This window comes from Ferrimonas sediminum (assembly GCF_900100175.1).
In the GTDB taxonomy this organism is placed as follows: Bacteria; Pseudomonadota; Gammaproteobacteria; order Enterobacterales; family Shewanellaceae; genus Ferrimonas; species Ferrimonas sediminum.
Map to the genome: position 1 here is coordinate 439,363 of NZ_FNEM01000002.1, position 21,447 is coordinate 460,809.

General features: G+C 57.2%; 21 protein-coding genes. 2 read left to right on the forward strand and 19 right to left on the reverse strand.

What is annotated here, in order from left to right:
* The first annotated feature begins 45 nt into the window (after window positions 1-45).
* Window positions 46-2,253: a S46 family peptidase gene (locus BLT77_RS04270; RefSeq protein ID WP_090362576.1), complete on the forward strand. Its 2,208-nt coding sequence runs from the start codon at window positions 46-48 to the stop codon at window positions 2,251-2,253.
* A gap of 140 nt (window positions 2,254-2,393) precedes the next feature.
* Here the strand turns inward: BLT77_RS04270 and rplI are convergent, their stop codons facing one another.
* Genes rplI through rpsF form a run of 4 tightly spaced genes read right to left on the reverse strand, consistent with a single transcriptional unit; the run spans window position 2,394 to window position 3,852 of the window.
* On the reverse strand, window positions 2,394-2,846 hold the full coding sequence (gene rplI, locus BLT77_RS04275) for a 50S ribosomal protein L9 (protein ID WP_090362578.1): 453 nt from the start codon (window positions 2,844-2,846) through the stop codon (window positions 2,394-2,396).
* Between the two features lie 42 nt (window positions 2,847-2,888).
* Window positions 2,889-3,116, reverse strand: coding sequence for a 30S ribosomal protein S18 (gene rpsR / locus BLT77_RS04280; RefSeq protein WP_028109942.1), 228 nt, complete (start codon window positions 3,114-3,116; stop codon window positions 2,889-2,891).
* 11 nt (window positions 3,117-3,127) lie between these two features.
* Window positions 3,128-3,436 (reverse strand): primosomal replication protein N, encoded by a 309-nt coding sequence (gene priB / locus BLT77_RS04285; protein ID WP_090362580.1) that lies wholly within the window; start codon window positions 3,434-3,436, stop codon window positions 3,128-3,130.
* Window positions 3,437-3,441: 5 nt separating this feature from the next.
* Complete coding sequence (rpsF, locus tag BLT77_RS04290) at window positions 3,442-3,852, reverse strand: 30S ribosomal protein S6 (protein WP_028114386.1); 411 nt, start codon at window positions 3,850-3,852, stop codon at window positions 3,442-3,444.
* 298 nt (window positions 3,853-4,150) lie between these two features.
* Here rpsF and BLT77_RS04295 point away from each other — a divergent pair, with 298 nt between their 5' ends.
* The gene (locus BLT77_RS04295; RefSeq protein ID WP_090362583.1) at window positions 4,151-4,888 is read left to right on the forward strand and encodes a DUF481 domain-containing protein; all 738 of its coding nucleotides are present in this window, start codon (window positions 4,151-4,153) and stop codon (window positions 4,886-4,888) included.
* A 56-nt stretch (window positions 4,889-4,944) separates the two neighbouring features.
* On the opposite strand, the gene rlmB is transcribed toward BLT77_RS04295, so the two are convergent.
* From rlmB to BLT77_RS20185, 15 genes are all read right to left on the reverse strand, one after another.
* The gene (gene rlmB, locus BLT77_RS04300) at window positions 4,945-5,682 is read right to left on the reverse strand and encodes a 23S rRNA (guanosine(2251)-2'-O)-methyltransferase RlmB (RefSeq protein WP_090362587.1); all 738 of its coding nucleotides are present in this window, start codon (window positions 5,680-5,682) and stop codon (window positions 4,945-4,947) included.
* Window positions 5,682-8,144 (reverse strand): ribonuclease R, encoded by a 2,463-nt coding sequence (gene rnr, locus BLT77_RS04305; protein ID WP_090362590.1) that lies wholly within the window; start codon window positions 8,142-8,144, stop codon window positions 5,682-5,684. Before rnr ends, rlmB begins: the two co-directional genes overlap by 1 nt.
* Before the next feature lie 53 nt (window positions 8,145-8,197).
* Window positions 8,198-8,827 carry a tetratricopeptide repeat protein gene (locus tag BLT77_RS04310; RefSeq protein ID WP_090362596.1) on the reverse strand — a complete coding sequence of 210 codons (630 nt, stop codon included), beginning with the start codon at window positions 8,825-8,827 and terminating at the stop codon, window positions 8,198-8,200.
* 84 nt (window positions 8,828-8,911) lie between these two features.
* Window positions 8,912-10,207, reverse strand: a complete 1,296-nt coding sequence (locus tag BLT77_RS04315) for an adenylosuccinate synthase (protein WP_090362598.1) — start codon at window positions 10,205-10,207, stop codon at window positions 8,912-8,914.
* Between the two features lie 64 nt (window positions 10,208-10,271).
* Window positions 10,272-10,463: a DUF2065 domain-containing protein gene (locus BLT77_RS04320; RefSeq protein WP_090362600.1), complete on the reverse strand. Its 192-nt coding sequence runs from the start codon at window positions 10,461-10,463 to the stop codon at window positions 10,272-10,274.
* A gap of 59 nt (window positions 10,464-10,522) precedes the next feature.
* Entirely contained in the window at window positions 10,523-11,407 is an 885-nt protein-coding gene (gene hflC / locus BLT77_RS04325) for a protease modulator HflC (RefSeq protein WP_090362604.1), read from the reverse strand.
* A gap of 3 nt (window positions 11,408-11,410) precedes the next feature.
* Entirely contained in the window at window positions 11,411-12,532 is a 1,122-nt protein-coding gene (hflK, locus tag BLT77_RS04330) for an FtsH protease activity modulator HflK (RefSeq protein ID WP_090362607.1), read from the reverse strand.
* Window positions 12,533-12,637: 105 nt separating this feature from the next.
* Window positions 12,638-13,924, reverse strand: coding sequence for a ribosome rescue GTPase HflX (gene hflX, locus BLT77_RS04335; RefSeq protein WP_090362610.1), 1,287 nt, complete (start codon window positions 13,922-13,924; stop codon window positions 12,638-12,640).
* A 17-nt stretch (window positions 13,925-13,941) separates the two neighbouring features.
* The gene (gene hfq, locus BLT77_RS04340) at window positions 13,942-14,217 is read right to left on the reverse strand and encodes an RNA chaperone Hfq (protein WP_028114377.1); all 276 of its coding nucleotides are present in this window, start codon (window positions 14,215-14,217) and stop codon (window positions 13,942-13,944) included.
* A 95-nt stretch (window positions 14,218-14,312) separates the two neighbouring features.
* Entirely contained in the window at window positions 14,313-15,239 is a 927-nt protein-coding gene (miaA, locus tag BLT77_RS04345; RefSeq protein ID WP_090362613.1) for a tRNA (adenosine(37)-N6)-dimethylallyltransferase MiaA, read from the reverse strand.
* 1 nt (window position 15,240) lies between these two features.
* Window positions 15,241-17,025: a DNA mismatch repair endonuclease MutL gene (gene mutL / locus BLT77_RS04350; RefSeq protein WP_090362616.1), complete on the reverse strand. Its 1,785-nt coding sequence runs from the start codon at window positions 17,023-17,025 to the stop codon at window positions 15,241-15,243.
* 8 nt (window positions 17,026-17,033) lie between these two features.
* Window positions 17,034-18,362 (reverse strand): N-acetylmuramoyl-L-alanine amidase, encoded by a 1,329-nt coding sequence (locus BLT77_RS04355; protein ID WP_090362619.1) that lies wholly within the window; start codon window positions 18,360-18,362, stop codon window positions 17,034-17,036.
* Between the two features lie 4 nt (window positions 18,363-18,366).
* Window positions 18,367-18,822 carry a tRNA (adenosine(37)-N6)-threonylcarbamoyltransferase complex ATPase subunit type 1 TsaE gene (gene tsaE / locus BLT77_RS04360; protein ID WP_090362622.1) on the reverse strand — a complete coding sequence of 152 codons (456 nt, stop codon included), beginning with the start codon at window positions 18,820-18,822 and terminating at the stop codon, window positions 18,367-18,369.
* 6 nt (window positions 18,823-18,828) lie between these two features.
* Window positions 18,829-20,325 (reverse strand): NAD(P)H-hydrate dehydratase, encoded by a 1,497-nt coding sequence (locus BLT77_RS04365; RefSeq protein ID WP_090362625.1) that lies wholly within the window; start codon window positions 20,323-20,325, stop codon window positions 18,829-18,831.
* Between the two features lie 165 nt (window positions 20,326-20,490).
* Window positions 20,491-20,946 (reverse strand): hypothetical protein, encoded by a 456-nt coding sequence (locus BLT77_RS20185; RefSeq protein WP_090362628.1) that lies wholly within the window; start codon window positions 20,944-20,946, stop codon window positions 20,491-20,493.
* Between the last annotated feature and the right edge of the window lie 501 nt (window positions 20,947-21,447).

Genomic DNA, 21,447 nt, shown 5'->3' on the forward strand with positions numbered 1-21,447 from the left:
GGGCGCACCGCCCAAACAGGAATGATAATAATAAAGGGACCTCCCATGCCAACCAAAGTTTCTTCTTCGGTCTCCGCCCTGGCACTCAGCCTGGCCGTGGCCCTGCCCGCTGTTGCCAATGAAGGCCAGTGGCTCCCCATGCAGATGCCGCAACTGAGCGATGAGCTTCAGCAAGCCGGCATCCGTCTGCCGGCCGAACAGCTGGCTGACCTGAATCAGTATCCAATGAATGCGGTGGTAGGACTGGGGTATTGTACTGCCTCCTTCGTTTCTCCCAAAGGATTGGTTGTCACAAACCACCATTGTGCCTACCGGGGCATTCAATTCAACAGCAACGAAGAGCACAACTACCTCGATGATGGCTTCCTGGCCACCAGCCTGGATAAAGAGCCTTCCGCCGGACCTCAAGAGCGCCTGTACGTCACCGACAAGATCGAAGACGTTACTGAACAGGTGTACGCCGGCGTTACCGACGACATGGACGGCTATCAACGCTACCACACCATTCAGGGTAACCGTAAGGCACTGCTGAAGCAGTGCGAGTCCAACGACAACTACCGTTGCCATGTGCGCAGTTTTCACGGCGGCAAGAAATACTACCTGTTGCGCCAACTGATGATTCGCGATGTGCGCCTGGTGTACGCGCCGCCTCAGAGCGTCGGATCCTACGGTGGTGACATCGATAACTTCGAGTACCCCCGCCACAGTGGTGACTTTACCTTCCTGCGGGCCTACGTTGCGCCGGACGGTTCACCGGCCGCCTACAGCGAAAACAACGTACCCTATCAGCCAAAGAGTTTCCTCAAGGTCAACGCCAGCGGCGTGAAGCAGGGAGACGGGGTGCTGGTGGCCGGCTATCCGGGTCGCACCAGTAGACACAAGCTGCTGAGCGAATTGGAGTTTGCCAGTAACTGGCAGTACCCGATCGGGGCCAGCCGCTATCAGCAGCGCATCGATCTGATCGACCAATATGGCCTCGAGGACGGCGTCATCAAGATCGCCTATGCCGGCACCAAAGCCAGCCTGGCCAATCGCATGAAGAAGATGAACGGTCTGTTGGACGGCTTCCGCAAAACCGACATTCCAGCCATCAAAGGTGGCAATGAGCAAGCGTTCAAAGCCTGGCTGAACGCCGATCCGGCCCGCGCCGACGCCTTGGCAAAAGTCGACCAACTGGAGCAAAAATTGGCCGAGCAGCGGGAGTACAAGCAGCGCGCTTTCTACTTCGAAAACGCCCAGTCCAGTGCCCTGCTGAACACCGCCAACCGACTGTACAAACTGGCCAATGAGCGCCAGAAGCCCGATGCCGAGCGTGAGGAAGGCTATCAGGAGCGGGACATGAAGATGCTTGAGGGTCGCCTCAACCGCCTGACCCGCAGCTTCCATACCCGCATGGATCGGGGCCTGTGGCAGATGGACATCGACGCCTACCTGGCCCAGTCGCACCGCACCCCGGCCCTGGACACCGTGCTGGCCAGCCTGGATCTGGATAAAGCCTACGCCAACACCGGCCTCAACGACAGCGGTCAGCGCCTTAAGTGGATGACCCAGCCGGTGTCGGCGTTTCAAACCAGCGATGACCCCTTCATTCGAATGGCGGTGGCCCTGTACGATGCCAACGAAGCCAACCGCAAGCAGCGTCAGACTCTGGCCGGTGACATCACCGCCGTGCGTCCGGCCATGATGTCGGCCCTGTTGGCCTGGTACGACAGCCGAAACCAGCCGGTCTACCCGGACGCCAACGGCACCCTGCGCATCGGCTATGGCGTGGTCGATGGCTACCAGGCCGCCGATGCCCTGTACAAACAGCCGTTCACCCGACTGGAGGGGATCGTCGAGAAGCACACCGGTGTCGAGCCGTTCAATGCGCCGCAGAAGATCCTGGATGCCATCAAGGCCAAGCGCTATGGCAGCTATTCGGTAGACAGCATCAAAGCGAACACCCAATCCTGGTACTGCGGCATACTGCCCTGTGCCGAAGCCAATAATGAGGGTCACTTTGGCTCGGTGCCGGTGAACTTCCTCTCCAGCGTCGACACTACCGGCGGCAACTCCGGCTCGCCGATCCTCAACGGCGACGGCGATCTGGTCGGCCTGAATTTCGACTCGACCTATGAGTCGATCACCAAGGACTGGTACTTCAACCCCAGCATCACCCGGGCCGTCCACGTCGACTTCCGCTATGTGTTGTGGATGATGGAAAATGTCGACAGCGCCGACAACCTACTGACCGAATTGACCCTGGTTAAGTAAACGCCCACCAACGACAAAAGCCGCCATCTGGCGGCTTTTTAGATCTCAACGGCCGAAAACAGGCATAAAAAAACACCGCCATAAGGCGGTGTTTTTCTGCTCCGGTCTCCCGGATTAAGCGACCTGAGTCAGCTTAGTGATTACTCACCAGCAACAACAGTCAGCTTAACAGTAGCAGTCACTTCGTTGTGCACAGCAACAACGATGTCGTACTCGCCGGTGTTGCGCAGAGCGCCTTCGGACAGACGTACTTCAGACTTGGCTACTTCAACGCCGGCAGCGGTGATCGCGTCAGCAATGTCGCGAGTACCGATGGAACCGAACAGCTTGCCTTCGTCACCCGCTTTGGAAGCGATAGAAACGCCTTCCAGAGCAGCCAGCTTCTCAGCGCGAGCTTGAGCAGCAGCCAGCTTGTCAGCGATGTTCTTTTCCAGATCAGCGCGACGAGCTTCGAATTCAGCTACGTTAGCAGCGTTAGCGAATACTGCTTTGCCTTGTGGCAGCAGGTAGTTACGAGCGTAACCAGACTTAACGCTAACTTTGTCACCCAGACCGCCAAGCTTGGCAATCTTATCCAACAGAATAACTTCCATTACCTTTTCCTCTACTTAAAAGGGTTAACCTAATGCCTAAACTTAACCTTGCAGGTCAGTGTAAGGCAGCAGAGCCAGGTAACGAGCACGCTTGATAGCGCGAGCCAGCTGACGCTGGTACTTAGCGCTGGTGCCAGTGATACGGCTCGGTACGATTTTACCGCTTTCGGTAACGTAGTTTTTCAGAGTTGCTACGTCTTTGTAGTCAATCTCAGTAACACCATCTGCAGTGAAACGGCAGAATTTACGACGACGAAAATAACGTGCCATGTGGGCATCTCCTATGAAATAGGTTCAATTGAGTCAGCATGCAATATCAGGCGGCTTTGGCCATTTCGGCTTTGTTGCCAGGCGAGAAACCCCGCAACCTTGATTGCATGGCCGGAATCCAGATTGTCCAGTAAAGGTTGTGATTGCTGACCGCTGACAACCACTTGAATCCGACAGTAAACGGGACGATTCAGTCCGGCTTCCTGTTGCATGGAGCGATGCTCCAGAATGAAATACCCATGGGGAATTCCATTGATTCCAGTTGCCTTTTTCGGTGGCCGAAGGACAGTGCCCGTCAGCTCGAGGCGGTTAGTGTTCACAAGCCTTACTCGGCGCTGGCTTCCTCAGCAGCTGGGGCTGGAGCTGGCTGTGCTTCACGACGATCGTCACGACGATCATCACGCTCACGGCGCTCTTCCTTAGCTTTAGCCATTGGAGATGGCTCGGTAACAGCACCTTTGGTACGGATTACCATGCTACGGATAACGGCATCGTTGAAGCGGAAGTTGGTTTCCAGTTCAGCAACGGCTTCAGCAGTCGCTTCAGCGTTAACCAGCACGTAGTGTGCTTTGTGCAGCTTCTCAATTGGGTATGCCAGTTGACGGCGGCCCCAGTCTTCCAAGCGGTTTACAGAACCACCATCTTTAGTGATGGTAGCAGTGTAACGCTCGATCATGCCTGGAACCTGTTCACTCTGATCAGGGTGAACCATAAATACGATTTCGTAATGACGCATTATTGATCCTTACGGTTATTCAGCCTCTTTCAGGCTCAGCCATACCTGGAGGCAAGGAACAAAAGGGTTTCGGCTGATTAGCCGGCGCATAGTACAGGATTCCCGGGGAGGGGGCAAGAGATTCTCGCCCTCAATCCGCGACGAAGCTGCCGACGTTCCCCCCCCGGAGAAATCTCATCAGTTGATCGCCGTTTTGAATCGCTTTGAGGTAAGATAATGCCCTGCACCCTAAGCCCGCCACCTTGCCGGGACTGAGAAGAACTCAAACAAAAAATACGCAGTGAAAGCAGTAGGTATTATGAAACGATTGATGATGGTCGCGATGCTGTTGTCTCCGTCAGTGTGGGCCCTGGTGCCACCGGAGTACAAAGAGCCAGAAGACAGATTGGACGCCGAAGTGGAACTGGGGCTGCAATACACCTCGGGCAACACCGAATCCAGCAACTTCAACAGCCGCGGCAAAATTGTCTATGACGCGGAAGCGGCCCGCCACGAAACCAATTTGCACGCCTATTTTGCCTCGGACAACCAGAGTACCACCGCCGAACAGTACACGGTGCAATACCAGCTGGATTACAAACTCAAAGGGACTAAGTATGTCTATGGCCGGAGTGAATTTATCTGGGATCGGTTCGGCTCCTTTACCCAGCAACAGATCTACTCCTTCGGTTACGGTTACTCCCCCATCGATCACCGCCATACCAAACTCTCACTCGAAGCCGGTGCCGGTTACCGTTATAACAAGCCCAACCTCAGCGACACTGAAAGCGAGACCTCCTCTACCGATGAAGGCATTGCCCGTTTCGCCGGCAAACTGGAGCAACGCCTGCACGAGTACACCACCTTCAACGCCGAAGGCGCGGTGGAGACCGGTAACCGCAATACCATTGCCACCCTGAAACTGTCGATTCGAAACCAACTGTGGGCCGATCTGGCCCTGAAGATCGGTACCGACGTCAAGTTCACCGAAAAAGTACCGGAAAACAGCGAGAAGACCGACATCATCTCCACCGTCAACCTACTGTACAGCTTCTGACAACGGTTATAGACAACAAAAAAGGCGCCAAAGGCGCCTTTTTTATCTTTTTAGGATTAGCTCCGCCGCTGGCGAACCGCTTCGAACAGACACACGCCGGTCGCCACCGACACGTTCAGGCTGGTGACCACCCCGGCCATGGGGATAGAGATCAGCTCATCGCAGTGTTCACGGGTCAGGCGACGCATCCCTTTGCCTTCCGCCCCCATGGTCAACGCCAGCGGACCGGTCAGTTTGGCCTGGTACAGGTCGTGATCGGCTTCACCGGCGGTACCGACGATCCACACGCCCCGCTCCTGCAGCTCCCGCATGGTGCGAGCCAGGTTGGTCACCTGAAACAGCGGCACGCTTTCGGCGGCACCCACCGCCACTTTACGCACCACAGGGCCAAGGCTGGCGGAGCGATCCCGGGGCACAATGACACCGTGGACACCGGTGGCATCGGCACTGCGCAGACAGGCCCCGAGGTTGTGAGGATCGGTTACGCCATCCAGAATCAGCAACAGCGGTGTCTCCACACCATTGAGCAGGGCATCCAGCTCCGCCTCACCCTTCACCGGCGCCGCTTTGGCGGCGGCAACAACGCCCTGATGCTGTGCCGACTTGGCCTTGTCATCCAGGGCCTTTCGGGCGGCGGGTTGACAGCTGATGCCATGCTGCATCGCCAGTTGATGAATGCGCTGCAGACGATCGTCGTCGCGCCCCTTCAGCATCCAAATGGACTTTACCCGTTCAGGCTCCGACGCCAGCAACGCCTCAACGGCGTGCAGGCCAAATACCATCTCTTGTTTCATTAACGATTTTTCCGCTTAGAACTGCTCTTGTCCGCACCGCTGCGGGTGTCTGTTTTTTTGCCGCCGGCCTTGGCGCCGCCGCTGCCTTTGGCTGCCCCGGGCTTGGCCTGTGAGCCACCGGTGCGCTTACCGCCACCACTTCGACCCGATTTGGGTTTGCCCTGTTTGGCTTTGTAAGGCGCGTTGCTGTCGGCCGGCTTGCGGCCGGACTTGGGCTTGCCTTTGCGCCCTTTGCCGGGCTCCTGAACCAGGCCCAGATCGATCTGGCGGTCGTCCAGCTTCACCGACATCACCTTCACCTCAACCGCATCGCCGAGGCGGTAGCGCTTGCCACTGTGCTCGCCGTACAGCCCCTGACGGACCGCATCAAAGTGGAAATAATCGTTTTCCAGGCTGGAGATGTGCACCAGCCCATCGATGTGGTACTGATTCAACCGCACAAACAGACCAAAACTGGTCACGCCACTGATCACCGCATCGAAGGTGTCACCGACATGATCCTGCATGAACTCGCACTTAAGCCAATCCGACACATCACGGGTGGCGTCATCGGCGCGGCGCTCGGTCATGGAGCAGTGCTCACCCAGCTCCACCAGCTCCTGGGTGTTGTACAGCACTCCGGCGTCGTCGGCCTTGGTAGCGTCGCGATTAAGCAGGCTGCCGATGGCCCGTTTAAGCATGCCACCTTCGCTGTCCTTGGCCAGCAAACCACGAATCACCCGATGCAAAACCAGGTCGGGGTAACGGCGAATCGGCGAAGTAAAGTGACTGTAGCCCTGCAGCGCCAGGCCGAAGTGGCCTTCGTCATCCGGGCTGTATACCGCCTGCTTCATGGATCTCAGCACCATGGTCGTCACCAGCTCGGCATCGGCACGGCCACTCAGCGAGGCCAGCAGCTTGGCGATGTCGGTCGGCGAAGGCTCATCACCGCCGCCGAGTTGCAGCCCCTGCTGACCGAGGAAGTCGCGCAGAGATTTCAGCTTGGCATCCCCCGGTCCTTCGTGAACCCGGTACAGCACCTCACCTTTCTGCTTCTTCACGAAACGGGCCGACGCGACGTTGGCCAGAATCATGCACTCTTCGATCATCTTGTGCGCCACATTACGCTCCCGAGGCACAATCTGCTCGATGCGTCGCTGGCTGTTAAAGATAAACTGCGTCTCGGTGGTCTCCAGCACCAGAGCGCCGCGCTTGAGTCGGGCGCCGTCCAGGGCGGCATACAACTTGTGCAGTTGCTGCAGGTGCGGGAACACCGACTGATAGCGCTCGATCAGGCGCTTGTCACCATCCAGCATGGCCGCCACCTTGGTGTAGGTCAGTCGGGCATGGGAGTGCATCACCGCCGGATAGAATTTGTAACCGGACAGGTTTCCGGATGCCGACACCGTCATCTCGCACACCATGCACAGACGGTCGACCCCGGGATTCAGTGAACAGAGGCCATTGGAAAGCTTCTCCGGCAGCATCGGAATCACCTGGGCCGGGAAGTACACCGAGTTACCCCGTTTCAGGGCCTCATCGTTCAGTGATGTGCCGGGACGCACATAGTGACTGACGTCGGCAATGGCCACCCACAGGCGCCAGCCGCCGCTCTTCTTCTTTTCACAGTAGACCGCGTCATCGAAGTCACGGGCATCTTCACCGTCGATGGTCACCAGTGGCAGCTGTCGCAGATCCACCCTGCCCTGCTTATCGGCCTCGGTCACCTCGTCGTCGATTCGAGCAACCTGATCCAGAACCGCCTGCGGGAACTGGTGCGGCAGATCGTGGTTGCGCAGGGCGATCTCGATCTCCATGCCCGGATCCATCTCGTCACCCAGCACCTCGGTTACCTTGCCCTTGGCGTGAGTATGACGACCCGGTCGCTGGGTCAACTCTACATTAACCACCTGTCCCAGACGTGCGCCCAGACGATGCTCTGCCGGTATCAGGATATCCTGGCTTATGCGGCGATCATCCGGTACCACAAAGCCAATGCCATCTTCGGTGAAGTAGCGACCAATGATGTTGGCGTTTCGAGGCTCAAGTACCCGCACAATCCGGGCTTCCTGACGGCCGCGGCGATCGTGACGATCCCCCTGGGCCATCACCCGATCACCATGCAACACGCTCTGCATGGTGCGCTCGGTCAGGAACATATCCTTGCCAGCACCATCGTCCGGGCGGAAGAAACCGAAGCCATCGCGATGCCCCAGTACGGTGCCGGTGAGCAGATCCATCTTCTCCGGGATGCCGTAGCGCCCTTTTCGGGTGTACACCAGCTGACCATCGCGCTCCATGGCGCGCAGGCGACGCATCAGGGCCACGTACTGGTCGCCCTCCAGGCCCAGTTGCTCAGCCAGCTCATCGCGACCAATCAGGCCGCGGCCGTCGGCGATCAACTGCAGCAGATACTCCCGGCTGGGAATCGGATTTTCGTACTTTTCAGCCTCCCGCTGAAAATGGGGATCTTGATTACTCAATAGTGATTTACTCGATAGATAAAAATGGGGTTACCGGAAAAGTATACTGGCTATCAGCGATACTTATCCTGAAATTTCTGACTGGCTTCGATGGTCTCGACTTCCCGTCTGGGAATAAAACGAGCCAGTTGGCTCAGCAACTCATCGGCCGTCGCCTGATCTTCGTCATGCTCGTACACCTCTTCAAACAGCCACCGATACGCTTGCGGATAATCCCGCGGCGCACCGTAGCCTCGAATGTACATTCGCACCAAATCAAAACGGGCACGCAGATGCCCTTGCTCGGACGCCAATTTGTAGTAGTGCACTGCCAACTCTTCGTTCACCAGGGTGAACTTGCCAATGCGGTAGTAGCGTCCCAACTGCTCCAGGGCGTCTGGTAGGCCAGACTCCGAGGCAGTCTCGAGGTAATAAAACCCCTCTTTGACGTTTTTTTCGATGCACACACCGTACATCAGCATATCGGCCCACAGCATCTGATAGGCCGGCTCTTTCAATATTTTAGCGTGAGCCTGTACGTCTTCCACCAGTTGGCAGTCATCACGGCGCATCTGCATCAGATGGGTATTGTCACGAATCATCTGCAACAGCGCGTCCTGTGAGTACAGCTCCACCACCTGCAATTCCGACTGGGCAGGGGCGATCATCAGCATTGTTGTCAACAGCAGATAAAAGCGCTTCATACTCTAACGTATCGACCTAGCCTGAAAAAACTAAAGCCCACCATAGCATAACGGGGCCAGAAGGCCCCGTTTTACACTCAATGATTATGCGAAAGGATTTCGCAGAATCATGGTCTCAACCCGGTCGGGGCCGGTTGAGATGATGTCCACCGGCACGTCGAGCAATGCCTCGATGCGAGCGATGTAATCCAGTGCTGCCTGAGGCAGTTTGTCGTGCTCGACCACACCAAAGGTGTTGTCGCTCCAGCCTGGCATGCTTTCGTATACCGGTACGGCATGCTCGTAGTCTTCGGCCGCCAGAGGTGGCACGTCGACGATGCTGCCATCGGCCATCTTGTAGCCGGTGCACAGCTTCAGCTCTTCCAGACCATCCAGCACATCCAGCTTAGTCAGACACAGGCCGGTGATACCATTGATCTGCACCGCGCGGCGCATGGCTACGATATCCAGCCAGCCGGTGCGACGCTGACGGCCGGTAGTGGCGCCAAACTCATGGCCCTTCTCACCCAGATGCTTACCAACGGCATCATCCAGTTCGGTAGGGAACGGACCGCCACCGACACGGGTCGCGTAGGCTTTCACAATGCCCAGGACGTAATCGATACGGTTCGGACCAAAGCCGGAACCGGTGGACACGCCACCAGCGGTGGTGTTGGAGGAGGTCACGTATGGATAAGTACCGTGGTCGATGTCCAGCAGGGTGCCCTGGGCGCCTTCGAACAGAATCGGTTCACCGGCTTTACGAGCCTTATCCAGCAGATCCGTTACGTCCACCACCATGCTCTTCAGCAGGTCGGCAACGGACATCGCCTGTTCATACACGGTATCGAAGTCCACAGGCTCGGCCTTGTGATACTCCACCAGCATGAAGTTGTGGTACGCCAGTACCTCTTTCAGCTTCTCAGCAAAACGCTCGGCATCGAACAGATCACCGACGCGCAGTGCACGACGGGCGACCTTGTCTTCGTATGCCGGGCCAATACCACGGCCTGTGGTACCAATGGCCTTGTTACCGCGGGCCGCCTCGCGGGCCTGATCCACGGCGATGTGGTACGGCAAAATCAGCGGACACGCCTCGGAGATCAGCAGTCGCTCCTCCACCGGAACGCCACGCTCTTTGAGCATGGTCAGCTCAGTCATCAGCGCTTCTGGAGACAGCACCACACCGTTACCGATGATGCACTTAACATTGTCTCGAAGAATGCCTGATGGAATAAGGTGGAGTACGGTCTTGTCGCCGTTGATCACCAGAGTGTGACCAGCGTTATGGCCGCCTTGATAACGCACCACATAGGAAGATTTATCGGTAAGCAGGTCTACGACCTTGCCCTTGCCTTCGTCACCCCACTGGGTGCCAAGAACAACAACGTTTTTACTCATTATGAATACAGAGGGTAGGTGGTTAAAGCAGGATTCTACCAGAACAAAATGCTCAAAACAGCAGCTATCTGGAAAAAATATACAGAATTACCCCGCCAATTGTGACCAGAACCCCTCCCAGGCGGCGCAGTAGGTGGTCCGGTTGCCGGCTCATTTCCGTCACCATACTGCGCCACTGTTTCGGCAGCATCATGGGTCCAATTCCTTCTAAAACCAATACCATACCAAGGGCAATTAACCAGGTCTGAATGCTCATTTTTGACGGCTCCATGCAAAAAGCCCGGCGAATGCCGGGCTTTGACTTAAGCAATACTTTTATTGCGGTTTAGCAGTGCTCTTCATGTACTGGAAGAACTCCGAGTCTGGTGACACCACCAACACGTCCTGCTTGCTGTTGAAGGACTTGGAGTAGGCATCCAGGCTGCGCAGGAAGGCGAAGAACTCCGGTGCCTGAGTGTAAGCGTCGGCGTAGATCTTGGCCGCCTGCGCATCACCCTGACCCTTAATGGTACGAGCATTTTTCTCGGCCTCAGCCACCATCACGGTCACCTTGGCATCGATGTTGGCCCGCAGCACTTCGGCCTTCTCTTTACCCTGGGAGCGGTGCTCCTTGGCAACGGCGATACGCTCGGCGCGCATACGATCGTAGATCGAAGAGCTGACTTCACGAGGCAGGTTGATCTGCTTCACCCGCACGTCCACCACCTTAATGCCCAGCTCAAGTGCGCTCTCCGCCGCCCCTTTCAGGGCTTCTTGCTGCAGCTCATCGCGGCTGCCGGAAACGATTTCGGAGATGGTTCGAGTACCAAACTCGCTGCGCAGGCCGTTGTTGATCTTACTTTGCAGCAAGGCTTCCGCCTGAAGCTGGTTGCCACCTGATGTAGACAGGAAGTAACGTTCAAAATCGATGATTCGCCACTTAACGTAGGAATCCACCATCAGATCTTTCTTCTCGGAGGTCACAAAACGATCTGCCGGCGCATCCAGCGTCAGGATACGGGCATTGAGACGAAGCACGGTATCAATGAGTGGCACCTTGAAATGGATGCCCGGCTCATACACCAGGGTCACGCCTTCGGCGTCTTTGGCAATCTTACCGAAGCGCTTGACGATGCCGCGTTCGCCTTCACTTACCACAAATAATGAGGATAAGCCCAAGAACAGAATGACGACAATGGCGCCAATGGAAATGGGTTTCATGGCTTAATTCCTCCCCTGGCGCACGCTGTCATTACGAACATTGCGGCGGTTGTTAAAGCTGTTGCTCGGCAGCGAGCTGCTGTCGTTCATCTGCGGGGGAGCCGTCCGTTGCGGGGCCTGTCCTGCACCTTGGCCAACAATCTTATCCAGCGGCAGATAGAACATGGAGCCATTGCCTTCGGTATCCACCATCACTTTGGAGGTGCTGCCGTAGACTTTTTCCATGGTTTCCAGGTAGAGACGATCTCGAGTCACATCCGGCGCCGCCTGATACTGAGGCAACAACTGAACGAAGCGAGCCACTTCACCTTCCGCTTCCAGAGTAACGCGATCGCGATAGGCGTTCGCTTCCTGCTCCATCCGCTGAACCTGACCCCGGGCACGAGGCTCGATTTCTCGGGCGTAGGCTTCCGCTTCACGGACGAAACGCTCTTCGTCTTCCTGAGCTGAGATGGCGTCATCAAAGGCGTCTTTCACCTCTTCCGGCGGACGCGCCGGCAACAGGTTGACATCCATCACCTGGATCCCCAGGCCATAAGGTTCAATGATCCCTTCCAGCTCTTCGCGAGTATCTTGACGAACCTGCTCCCGGCCGGTGGTCAGAATGTCGTCCATGATGGTATGGCCGATGACATAACGCAGGGCGCTGTCCATCGCCTCGTTCAGAGACTCATCCGGATTGGTGACGTTAAACAGGTAAGCCCGTGGATCCACGACCCGGTACTGCACCTTCATCTCAACCGCGACCACGTTTTCATCCATGGTCAGCATCATGCCGGACGCAGGCAGTTCACGAATGTTGTTGATGTTCACCGGGTACACCTGATCCACGAAGGTGGCTTTCCAGTGCAGACCCGGCTCTCTCAATTCGTAGAACTCACCAAAGCGAAGCACGACGCCGCGCTCCGCTTCCTCAATCTTGTAGATGCCGGACAAAAACCAGGTAATGGCAGCCAGAGCCAACACACCCAATACAATACCGGTGCTGACACCACCACCGCCCCCGCCACCAAAGCGGCCGGACAGCTTGCGGAACACTTGATCCAGGTCCGGTGGCCCCTGATCGTTGCCACCCCGGTTCCCCCATGGGTCTTTACCCTTATTTCCAGGCTCATTCCAGGCCATGTAGTACTCCGTTTTAACGTATCGGATGAGTTAATGGGGCCCCTGAGCAACCCGCCAGGGCATCCCCTCCGATGATAAGAGGTTTAACGCTAATTTATCAGGCAATTAGTGGATGATAAAGTCGCTTAACCTTCCCTGAGACGCTTTTAATTGCCGAAGCCACTCTGGCTCCGGCAAAACAATCTTCATCAAGCAGTTGCCTTCGTCATCATATTGACTGCTTTTCACCGCACTGAGTTCAAAAAACACATTCACCCAGCGTTGCTCCGATGGCGGCAGTTTTAATGATAGTTCAACTATTTGCCGACCGAGTAAGTCCGACAAGGCACGGAACAGCTGCGGCTGACCGCGATTCTCCTGAGCCGACACCCAGACCCGGACCGGTCTGCCGGTATCGTCCCGATCGATTCGGGGTTCGGCATCCTCCAGCAAATCCACCTTGTTATAAACCAGCAGCTGTGGGATGTCGTCGGCCTCAATCTCCTTGAGCACCTTCTGCACCTCTTCGATGTTCTCACCGGCCCGCTCATCACTGGCGTCGACCACATGCAGCAGCAAATCCGCCTGACGGGTTTCCTGAAGCGTGGCCTTAAACGCCGCCACCAGATCATGGGGGAGATGACGAATGAAACCCACGGTGTCGGCCAGGATCGTCGGGCCAACCTCATCGATCTCAATCCGCCTCAACGTCGGGTCCAGGGTGGCAAACAGCTGATCCGCAGCATACACGCCGGAATCTGTCACCAGATTGAACAGGGTCGACTTGCCCGCGTTGGTGTACCCCACCAGAGACACCGTCGGTATTTCACGACGCTGGCGGGAGCGACGCCCCTGCTCTCGCTGCTTTTCGACCTTCTCCAGGCGACGAAGGATGGTTTTTATACGTTCACGCAGCAATCGTCGATCGGTTTCCAGCTGAGTTTCGCCCGGACCGCGCAGGCCGATACCGCCCTTTTGACGCTCCAGGTGAGTCCAGCCACGGATCAATCGGGTCGAGAGGTGCCGCAATTGCGCCAGCTCAACCTGCAGTTTACCTTCGTGAGTTCGTGCCCGCTGGGCAAAAATATCCAGGATCAGACCGGTTCGGTCCAATACCCGGCATTGGAATATGGCTTCAAGGTTACGTTCCTGGGCCGGGGACAAGGCATGGTTAAAGATGACTACGTCCGCCTGTTCCGCCTGGACCAGTGCCGCAATCTCTTCCGCCTTACCGGCGCCACAGAAGTATTTGGGGTGTGGGGAGGAACGAGCGCCAGTAACGACTCCGCAGGCACTTACGCCTGCGGATGACACCAGTAGGTGCAGCTCTTCCAGATCTTCACGTTCCCCTTCTCGGGAAAAGTTCAGATGTACCAGTACAGCCCTTTCGCCTGCCTCATACCGCTCAAACAAGCAGACTCTCCTAGCTGTTAGTCTTGATTTCCGTGATCTTGCTGGTTGTATCCACCCTGCTGACTGCCTTGTTGTGCATTATTCATGTTGAATGGACGACCAGGAACCACGGTTGAAATGGCGTGCTTATATACCATCTGACTGACGGTGTTCTTCAGCAAAATAACAAACTGATCAAAACTTTCGATCTGCCCCTGAAGCTTAATGCCATTTACCAGATAGATGGATACCGGTACCCGTTCACGACGCAATGCATTCAGGAACGGGTCTTGTAAGGATTGCCCCTTAGCCATAATGATTCCTTAACTAAAATATTCTAATTTCTTTTAAAAACCAGCCTGCAAGCAACATCTAACTGAGCTTGTTGGTAGTTATAGCCTATGTAAAGTTAGATGGCGAGCCTTTGCAACATATTATCTACATTACCTGTATTTTCAGAGAGTAACCACTGCAAATCGGACCAACTCCGCAACCAGGTAATCTGTCTTTTCGCTAGCTGTCTGGTAGCAGCAATGCCCTTTGCGGTCATCCCTTGGTAGTCATCTTCACCAGCCAGAAAAGACCACATCTGGCGGTATCCAACGCATCGGATGGACGGCAAATTGGGGTGTAAATCCCCTCTTCGGAACAAACGGAGCACTTCCTGCTCAAAACCCGCATCTAACATCATCGTAAATCGGCGTTCAATACGCTGATGCAATCGCTGTCGCTGTTCCGGCGCAATGGCAAACTGACTGACCAGATAAGGTAAAGGCTCACTCTTTCTTTTCGTCAGCTCTGTCAGAGTTTCACCACTGATTCTATAGACTTCCAGAGCCCGCGACAATCGTTGTGGATCGTTAGGGTGGATTCTCTCAGCAGATATCGGGTCAATTTCTGACAATTGCCGATGCAAATCGCTCCAGCCCAGTTCTGCAGCCTCGGATTCGATCTGTTTTCGTACCAAAGGATCCGCCGACGGCAAGGGCGACAGCCCCTCCAGCAAGGCTTTGTAATACAGCATGGTGCCCCCGACCAGCAGGGGAATGCGTCCGGCGGCGGTGATCGCCGCCATCTCCCGCAGCGCATCATGGCGGAAGTCCGCCGCCGAATACGCTTCGGCCGGGTCCAGAATGTCGATCAACCGATGGGGCGCTCGGGCCAGCTCGTCGGCAGTGGGCTTGGCGGTGCCGATGTCCATGCCGGTATAGATCATTGCCGAATCGACACTGATGATGTCACAAGGCAGCCGCTGACACAGCTCCATGGCCAGATCGGTTTTTCCCGATGCCGTCGGCCCCATCAGGAAGATCGCCGGAGGCAAGGCATTACTCATATTACTGCTCCAGGGCCGCACGCCAGTCCAGCGTCACGGCCTGTGTCTGTATCAATTGGGTGACCCGCTCCGGCGCACTGCGCTGCAACTGCTTCCAGGCATCGGCAGCGGCGGTCGCGGAAAAATCACCGTGGTCGGCCAACCAGGCCGTCATCGCTTCCGGCTCCGGCGCCCCGCCCTGAGGGCAGGACAACAGCCACTGCAATAATTCTGGCACGATTTGCGCCAGGTTGGCTTGCCGCAACACCGAAGGCACCTTGCGGATAATCAGTCGCTGCTTCTGCTCCGCCAGCTCAAACCCCAGCCGTTTCAATACCCCTTGCTGCTGCCTGAGCACCGGCTCCCAGTCTGGCAAGCGGGCCACACTGACCGGCAGCAACAGCGGCTGGCTGACCAGCCCCTGGGGCAGGCGTTCCAGCAACTGCCATTGGCCCCAACAGCGCAACAGGGCGTTGAGGGGCAGCAATCTTAGTTGATCGCCGCGGCCAATTAAAGCTTGAGTCTCATCCAGCGGTGCCAACCATTGCCACCCCGCCTCGCCAGTGGCATGCGTCGGTGGTGCGGTATCGACGGCCTGCATCAGGTCGCCATAGTTGCTCACCGCCTCGGCTCGGGGCTGCGGCGATAGCGGCGGTGGGGTATACCCGGCCGCCGGCGCCCGGGACTGAACCTGATGCGGCGTGCTGCGGGGAGCGGTCGGGGGCACCGCCGGGGCCGTACGGGGCGAGGCGGTCAGCGGTGTCGGCTGGAACGGCGCCGGGTCGACGTCAATGTCAGGCATCTCTGAGCCCGCCAGCTGACTGACGGCATCACTAAGCCCCTGCAAAATGAAGTCATGCACATACCGGGCCTGGTGAAAACGCACCTCGTGCTTGGCCGGGTGCACATTGACGTCCACCTCCTGCGGCGGCAGATCCAGGTGCAGCACATAGCCGGCATCGCTGCTCTGGCCGTGCATCTCCAGAGCCTGTCGTAAAGCGTGATTGACCAGGCGATCCCGTACCACCCGGCCATTAACATAGAAGTACTGCACCTCGCTGAATCCCTGATGGCCGTCACCGATGGCCAGGCAACCGTGCAGTTGCAACTGCTCATTGCCGGTGGACAGGGTCACCGCCGCCTCCGCAAACCGATGGCTGCAGATCGCTCCGAGGCGTTGCTGGTGTTGCTTGTCGGTACGGGCAGCCCGGTACTGGCGCACCAGCTTGCCGTTATGGCTTAGGGTAAAGTGGATCGCAGGTTTTGCCAGGGCGATACGCCGAAGCTGTTCATCGATATGGTTAAATTCGGTTTTATCCGCCCGCAGGAAGCGTCGTCTGGCCGGGGTATTGAAGAACAGGTCCTCCGCCAGCACCGTGGTGCCGACCGGGTGGGCGGCCGGTTGCACCTTGACGGCCATCTCCTGGCCTTCGGCATAAGCCTGCCAGGCTTCCGGCTGCTCCTGAGTTTTGGAGGTCAGGGTCAGTCGCGATACCGAACTGATGGATGCCAGGGCTTCGCCCCGAAAGCCGAAGCTCAGTATCGACTCCAGATCCTCCAGACTGGCCACCTTGGACGTGGCATGACGGGACAGCGCCAGCGCCAACTCCTCCCTGGCAATACCCAGACCATTGTCGCGAACCAGAATTCGCTTACTGCCGCCCCGTTCAATCTCCACGTCGACCCGGCTGGCGCCGGCATCCAGGCAGTTCTCCACCAACTCCTTAACCACCGAGGCGGGGCGTTCCACCACCTCGCCGGCGGCAATCTGGTTGGCCAGTTGCGCCGGTAATATCTGAATCGTCATTAGCGGTCCTATAGGCGAGGTATGGTGAGTTTCTGCCCCACCTGCAGGGTATCGGTCTTCAACCGGTTCGCCTGACGTATGGCACTGACACTGACCCGGTAGCGCTGGGCAATGCGCGACAGGGATTCGCCGCGGCTGACCGTGTGCTGGCGGGTTTGGGCCAGCAACGCGTCTCTGGGCGGATTATCGGAGAAATAGGTTTTCACCGTCTGATAGATGGCGTCGGACATCTTATTCTGATAGCTGCTGCTACGAAGCTTTTTCTCCTCCTTGGGGTTGGAGATAAAGCCGGTCTCAATCAGCAGGCTGGGAAAATCCGGTGACTTCAAAACCGCCAGACTGGCGTGCTGAGGCGTTTTCTTGTGCAGCTTGGCAATTCGTCCCAGGCGACGCAGCATCTTCTCCGCAATGGCCTGACTTTCCACCATGGAGTTTTCCCGGGCCAGATCCAGGAAGGTGCGCTGCAGGTGGGGGTCATCATTGCCCGAGGCGGAGATCACCTCTCCGATCCCTCGCAGTTCCGACAGCTTATCGTCTTTCTCCAGCCAGCGACCCATCTCGGAGTTGGCGCGGCGTTTGGACAGGATCCATACCGAAGCCCCCTGAGGTTGCGGCGAGGTAAAGGCATCCGCGTGGATGGACAACAGCAGATCCGCTTTCTTTTCCCGGGCCAGTTCCGAGCGCCGATTCAGTGACACAAAGTAGTCGCCACTGCGCACCATAAACGCTTCAAATCCAGGAGTCTTATTAAACTGGTCCCGCAACTTACGGGCGATGGGCAACACCACGTTCTTTTCGTAGGTACCAGACGGCCCGATAGAGCCGGGATCCTTGCCGCCATGACCGGCATCAATGGCGATCACCACGTTTCGACCCGGACCCGGTTTCGAGGCGGGACGCGGCTTGGCTTTGGCGGAAGGCGCGGCCCCTGCCAGCAGATCGATCACCAACCGGTGTCCGTAGTTGCCTTTCGGCCCAAGCTTGAACACCTTGTAGGAGGACGCCTGCTTCAGATCCAGCACCAGACGCAGCGTACCTTTCTCCGGCGGGGTACTGACACGAATCCGTTTCAGCTGTTTCGAGTCGGCCTTCACCGTGGACAGTTTAGTTTTCAGCGTACTCCAGCGAAGATCCACCACCAAACGTTCAGGATCACTGAGTCGAAAAGCACCGTAACTGGGGGAAGCCGACAGATCCAGCACCACCCGGGTACGCTCCTTGTCGGGCCATACCCGAACCTTGTCCACCGTGGTGGCCTGCGCCGCCATGGAGTGCGTCAGTACTGCCAGCAACAGTCCCAACAGGGCGGTCGCCTTGTATCCCCAAAACTTTATCATCGACTTAAAGCTGTTCCAGTATGGCCTCGCCTTTGGTGGAATGGCTACTGAGAGTCACGCATCGCCCTTCACCCTGATAGCTTAGGGTAATGGTAAGATCCGCCGGGGGCAATACACCCTGCCCCTTACTCGGCCACTCCACCAGACACAGGGACTGGTCACTGAAATAGTCCCTAATCCCCATGAATTCAAGCTCTTCTGGATCGGCAAGGCGATACAGGTCGAAGTGGTAGACACTGACATTTTCCAGCTCGTAGGGCTCAACCAGGGTGTAGGTCGGGCTTTTTACGTGGCCTTGGTGTCCCAATCCCTGCACCAGGGCCCGGGACAGTGTGGTTTTTCCGGCCCCCAGTTCGCCCTCGAGGTGAATCACCAGTGGCGGCCGCACGATGGCCGCCAGGGCCGTACCCAGCTCCAGGGTCTGGGTTTCGCTCTGCAGGTTCAGAGTTTTGTCGCTCATAAAATATCAGTCTTCAGGGTTTACCAATTGCCTAATGTACGGCATCAGATCCGATGCCAGCATGCCTCGCTGTCCCCCTTCGGCTGCGATGTCTGCCGCTTCGCCATGCAGACATACACCGCACGCCGCCGCATCCATCAGAGATAAGCCCTGGGCCAGCAAGGAGGCGATTATACCAGACAAAACGTCACCGCTACCTCCTGTGGCCAACCCCGGGTTGCCCACGGGCGCCACCAGCATGGTTTCACCATCGAAGATTAGGGTTCCCGGCCCTTTAAGAACCACCACACCGCCGTATTTTTGCTGAAGATCCCGCACCGCTTTGAACCGATCCCGCTGCACGTCGGCATTCTCGACACCGAGCAGACGCGCCGCTTCCCCGGGATGCGGGGTCAGTACCCAGTCATCCCGCCGGCAGGGGTTTTTCGCCAGAATGTTCAGGGCATCGGCATCCATCACCAGCGGCCGTTCGGCGTTTTGTGCCACCCGCCACATATGGAAGGCCCAGTCGCCACTGCCCAGGCCGGGGCCACACAGAACCACCTGCCCCCAGCCCACTCGCTGATACACCTCCATGTCGGCGATGTCACTGCCCCACAACATCAGCTCCGGGCGGCCGGCCTGAATCAAAGGCAGATTTTCATAGCGGCTGATGATGCTCACCAGCCCGGCGCCGCTGCGCAGCGCCGCCTCCGAGGCCAAACGCACCGCGCCGGGCATGCCATGGTTGCCGCCAATCACCGCAATGCGGCCGTGGTGCCCTTTGTGGGAGTCCGCCTGGCGCGGCTTAAGGTGGTGGCGGTAATCCTGATAACTGATCTTCATCGCATCCGGGCGCACCTGGCTGGCCAGAGAGTGGCCGATCGCCAGCGGCGCCAGCCGGATGTCACCGCAGCAACTGGCGGCGGCGCCGGTCAGCAGGCCCAGCTTAACGCCGACGAAGGTCACCGTCAGATCGGCACTGACCACATCCTCACCGGCGAAACCGTTATCACCGTTGAGGCCGGAGGGCAGGTCCAGACTCAATACCTCAGCCGATGCCTCATTGATGGCAACGATCATCCGCGAGAAGTCGCTGCGAAGCTCCCCTTCAAAACCGGTACCCAACAGGCCATCCACAATGTGGCTGACCCCGGCCAGGCGCCCGGGTTCGGCGGTTTCTATGTGGCCACCCGCATCCAGATACTGCTGCTGGGCGATCTTGGCATCCCCTTTCAGAGGACGCTCCGGCTGCATCTGTAACACCCGCACCTGCAGTCCGTTATTTAAGGCACAGCGCGCCAGCACATAGGCATCACCGGCGTTATTACCGCGACCACAGACCACCGCCAGACTTTCGGCATTCGGCCAACGCTGATGAAATGCCTGCCAAGCCTGTTGGCCCGCCTCCTCCATCAACGACCACATCAACACCCCGTGTTGCTTGGCCAGCAGGGGTTCCCACCGACGCACGGTGGCGCCGGAAAACAGCGTCGCAGGTAATTCGGCCGTCGCTTTTCGCATAGTATTTTATCCCGTCTCCCTTCCGCATACAGAAACGGCCAGGAAATCCCGGCCGTTTTCATTGCAGTCACACAAGGCGTGTGATCTAAATCAGCTCATCGTTACTGATAGGTACCCGATCCTCACACAAGCCGCTAGCCCTATCGGGCCTTGTTTTGATCGGTATCAAATATCATCCATGCGCAGGGTACTGTGTACGAAACGTTGCTGGCGAATGCGCTCCGCCTGAAGCACCGACTCCAGCGCCTGGCGGGTTTCCTGATGCTCGGACTGCTCCAGAGCCTGATGCAACAGCGCCAGCACCTTATTGTCCATCTCCAACGCCAGGTTCATGACGTCATGCTCGTCCCCCCCGGATTTTAAGGTCACTTCGGCACACCCGGCGACGATGTCATCATAGTCCAAACGCTTAAACCAGGTATCCAGCACCCCCTGAGGGGCATCATCAACATACTCGCTTACCTTGCCGGCCACCTCGATCTGATGGTTCTTCAGGTAATCCAAAAGCAGTTTCACTCGTGAGGAGTCCGCCTGATTATTCAGCCGTTCATACAGCTTGCTCATGGCCATACGGCATTCGACCACGTATTCGAGAAGCTCTCGCATCTGTTTGAAGCGCATAAAATCTCTCCGCAAATTCAAGCATTTGATAGTAGGTATAGCGTCATTATGGTGACTTTGTAAAAAAGATGTTTTGAAGAAAGTCACCCTTTAATGATCTTTGATCACATTCGCTGCAGCCACGGCCGTGAACCGGCTCTCCTTCTTAATACCGGAATAAAAACAAACACCTGCACTTCCACCTCGTTGAGATGCCCGCCCCCACTTTGACGTAGCAGGGTGGTGGCATCCACTCAGGAGCGGCAAAGAACCCGCTACTGAATCAAAGATATACCCATCGACTTCCGGGAGATTGCCCCGATGAAACGGTCGACAGTTTCGAAGGCGTTCATGACCACCGTGCCGCCACAACGGACCACGGTCGCATCAAATCAGTCAGGTGGCGCTCTACCGGTTGGGCCACAATGCAAAAAGGCCCCCCCGTTTGGAGTGGCCTTTTCTAAATTTGCAGCGACACACGAGGTTCCGTCTCCACCATAGAGAGTGTGACCTCAACCCCCT

Bases quoted from the DNA above. Each gene is read 5' to 3' on its own strand.
- tsaE (WP_090362622.1), bottom strand. From the start codon at position 18,822: ATGAGCGACAAAACTCTGAACCTGCAGAGCGAAACCCAGACCCTGGAG.
- mutL (WP_090362616.1), bottom strand. From the start codon at position 17,025: ATGACGATTCAGATATTACCGGCGCAACTGGCCAACCAGATTGCCGCC.
- miaA (WP_090362613.1), bottom strand. From the start codon at position 15,239: ATGAGTAATGCCTTGCCTCCGGCGATCTTCCTGATGGGGCCGACGGCA.
- hflC (WP_090362604.1), bottom strand. From the start codon at position 11,407: ATGAAACCCATTTCCATTGGCGCCATTGTCGTCATTCTGTTCTTGGGC.
- hfq (WP_028114377.1), bottom strand. From the start codon at position 14,217: ATGGCTAAGGGGCAATCCTTACAAGACCCGTTCCTGAATGCATTGCGT.
- rpsF (WP_028114386.1), bottom strand. From the start codon at position 3,852: ATGCGTCATTACGAAATCGTATTTATGGTTCACCCTGATCAGAGTGAA.
- BLT77_RS04270 (WP_090362576.1), top strand. From the start codon at position 46: ATGCCAACCAAAGTTTCTTCTTCGGTCTCCGCCCTGGCACTCAGCCTG.
- BLT77_RS04355 (WP_090362619.1), bottom strand. From the start codon at position 18,362: ATGATAAAGTTTTGGGGATACAAGGCGACCGCCCTGTTGGGACTGTTG.
- BLT77_RS04315 (WP_090362598.1), bottom strand. From the start codon at position 10,207: ATGAGTAAAAACGTTGTTGTTCTTGGCACCCAGTGGGGTGACGAAGGC.
- BLT77_RS04295 (WP_090362583.1), top strand. From the start codon at position 4,151: ATGAAACGATTGATGATGGTCGCGATGCTGTTGTCTCCGTCAGTGTGG.
- BLT77_RS20185 (WP_090362628.1), bottom strand. From the start codon at position 20,946: ATGCGCTTCAAACAGATGCGAGAGCTTCTCGAATACGTGGTCGAATGC.
- rplI (WP_090362578.1), bottom strand. From the start codon at position 2,846: ATGGAAGTTATTCTGTTGGATAAGATTGCCAAGCTTGGCGGTCTGGGT.
- BLT77_RS04365 (WP_090362625.1), bottom strand. From the start codon at position 20,325: ATGCGAAAAGCGACGGCCGAATTACCTGCGACGCTGTTTTCCGGCGCC.
- BLT77_RS04320 (WP_090362600.1), bottom strand. From the start codon at position 10,463: ATGAGCATTCAGACCTGGTTAATTGCCCTTGGTATGGTATTGGTTTTA.
- rpsR (WP_028109942.1), bottom strand. From the start codon at position 3,116: ATGGCACGTTATTTTCGTCGTCGTAAATTCTGCCGTTTCACTGCAGAT.
- rlmB (WP_090362587.1), bottom strand. From the start codon at position 5,682: ATGAAACAAGAGATGGTATTTGGCCTGCACGCCGTTGAGGCGTTGCTG.
- hflK (WP_090362607.1), bottom strand. From the start codon at position 12,532: ATGGCCTGGAATGAGCCTGGAAATAAGGGTAAAGACCCATGGGGGAAC.
- BLT77_RS04310 (WP_090362596.1), bottom strand. From the start codon at position 8,827: ATGAAGCGCTTTTATCTGCTGTTGACAACAATGCTGATGATCGCCCCT.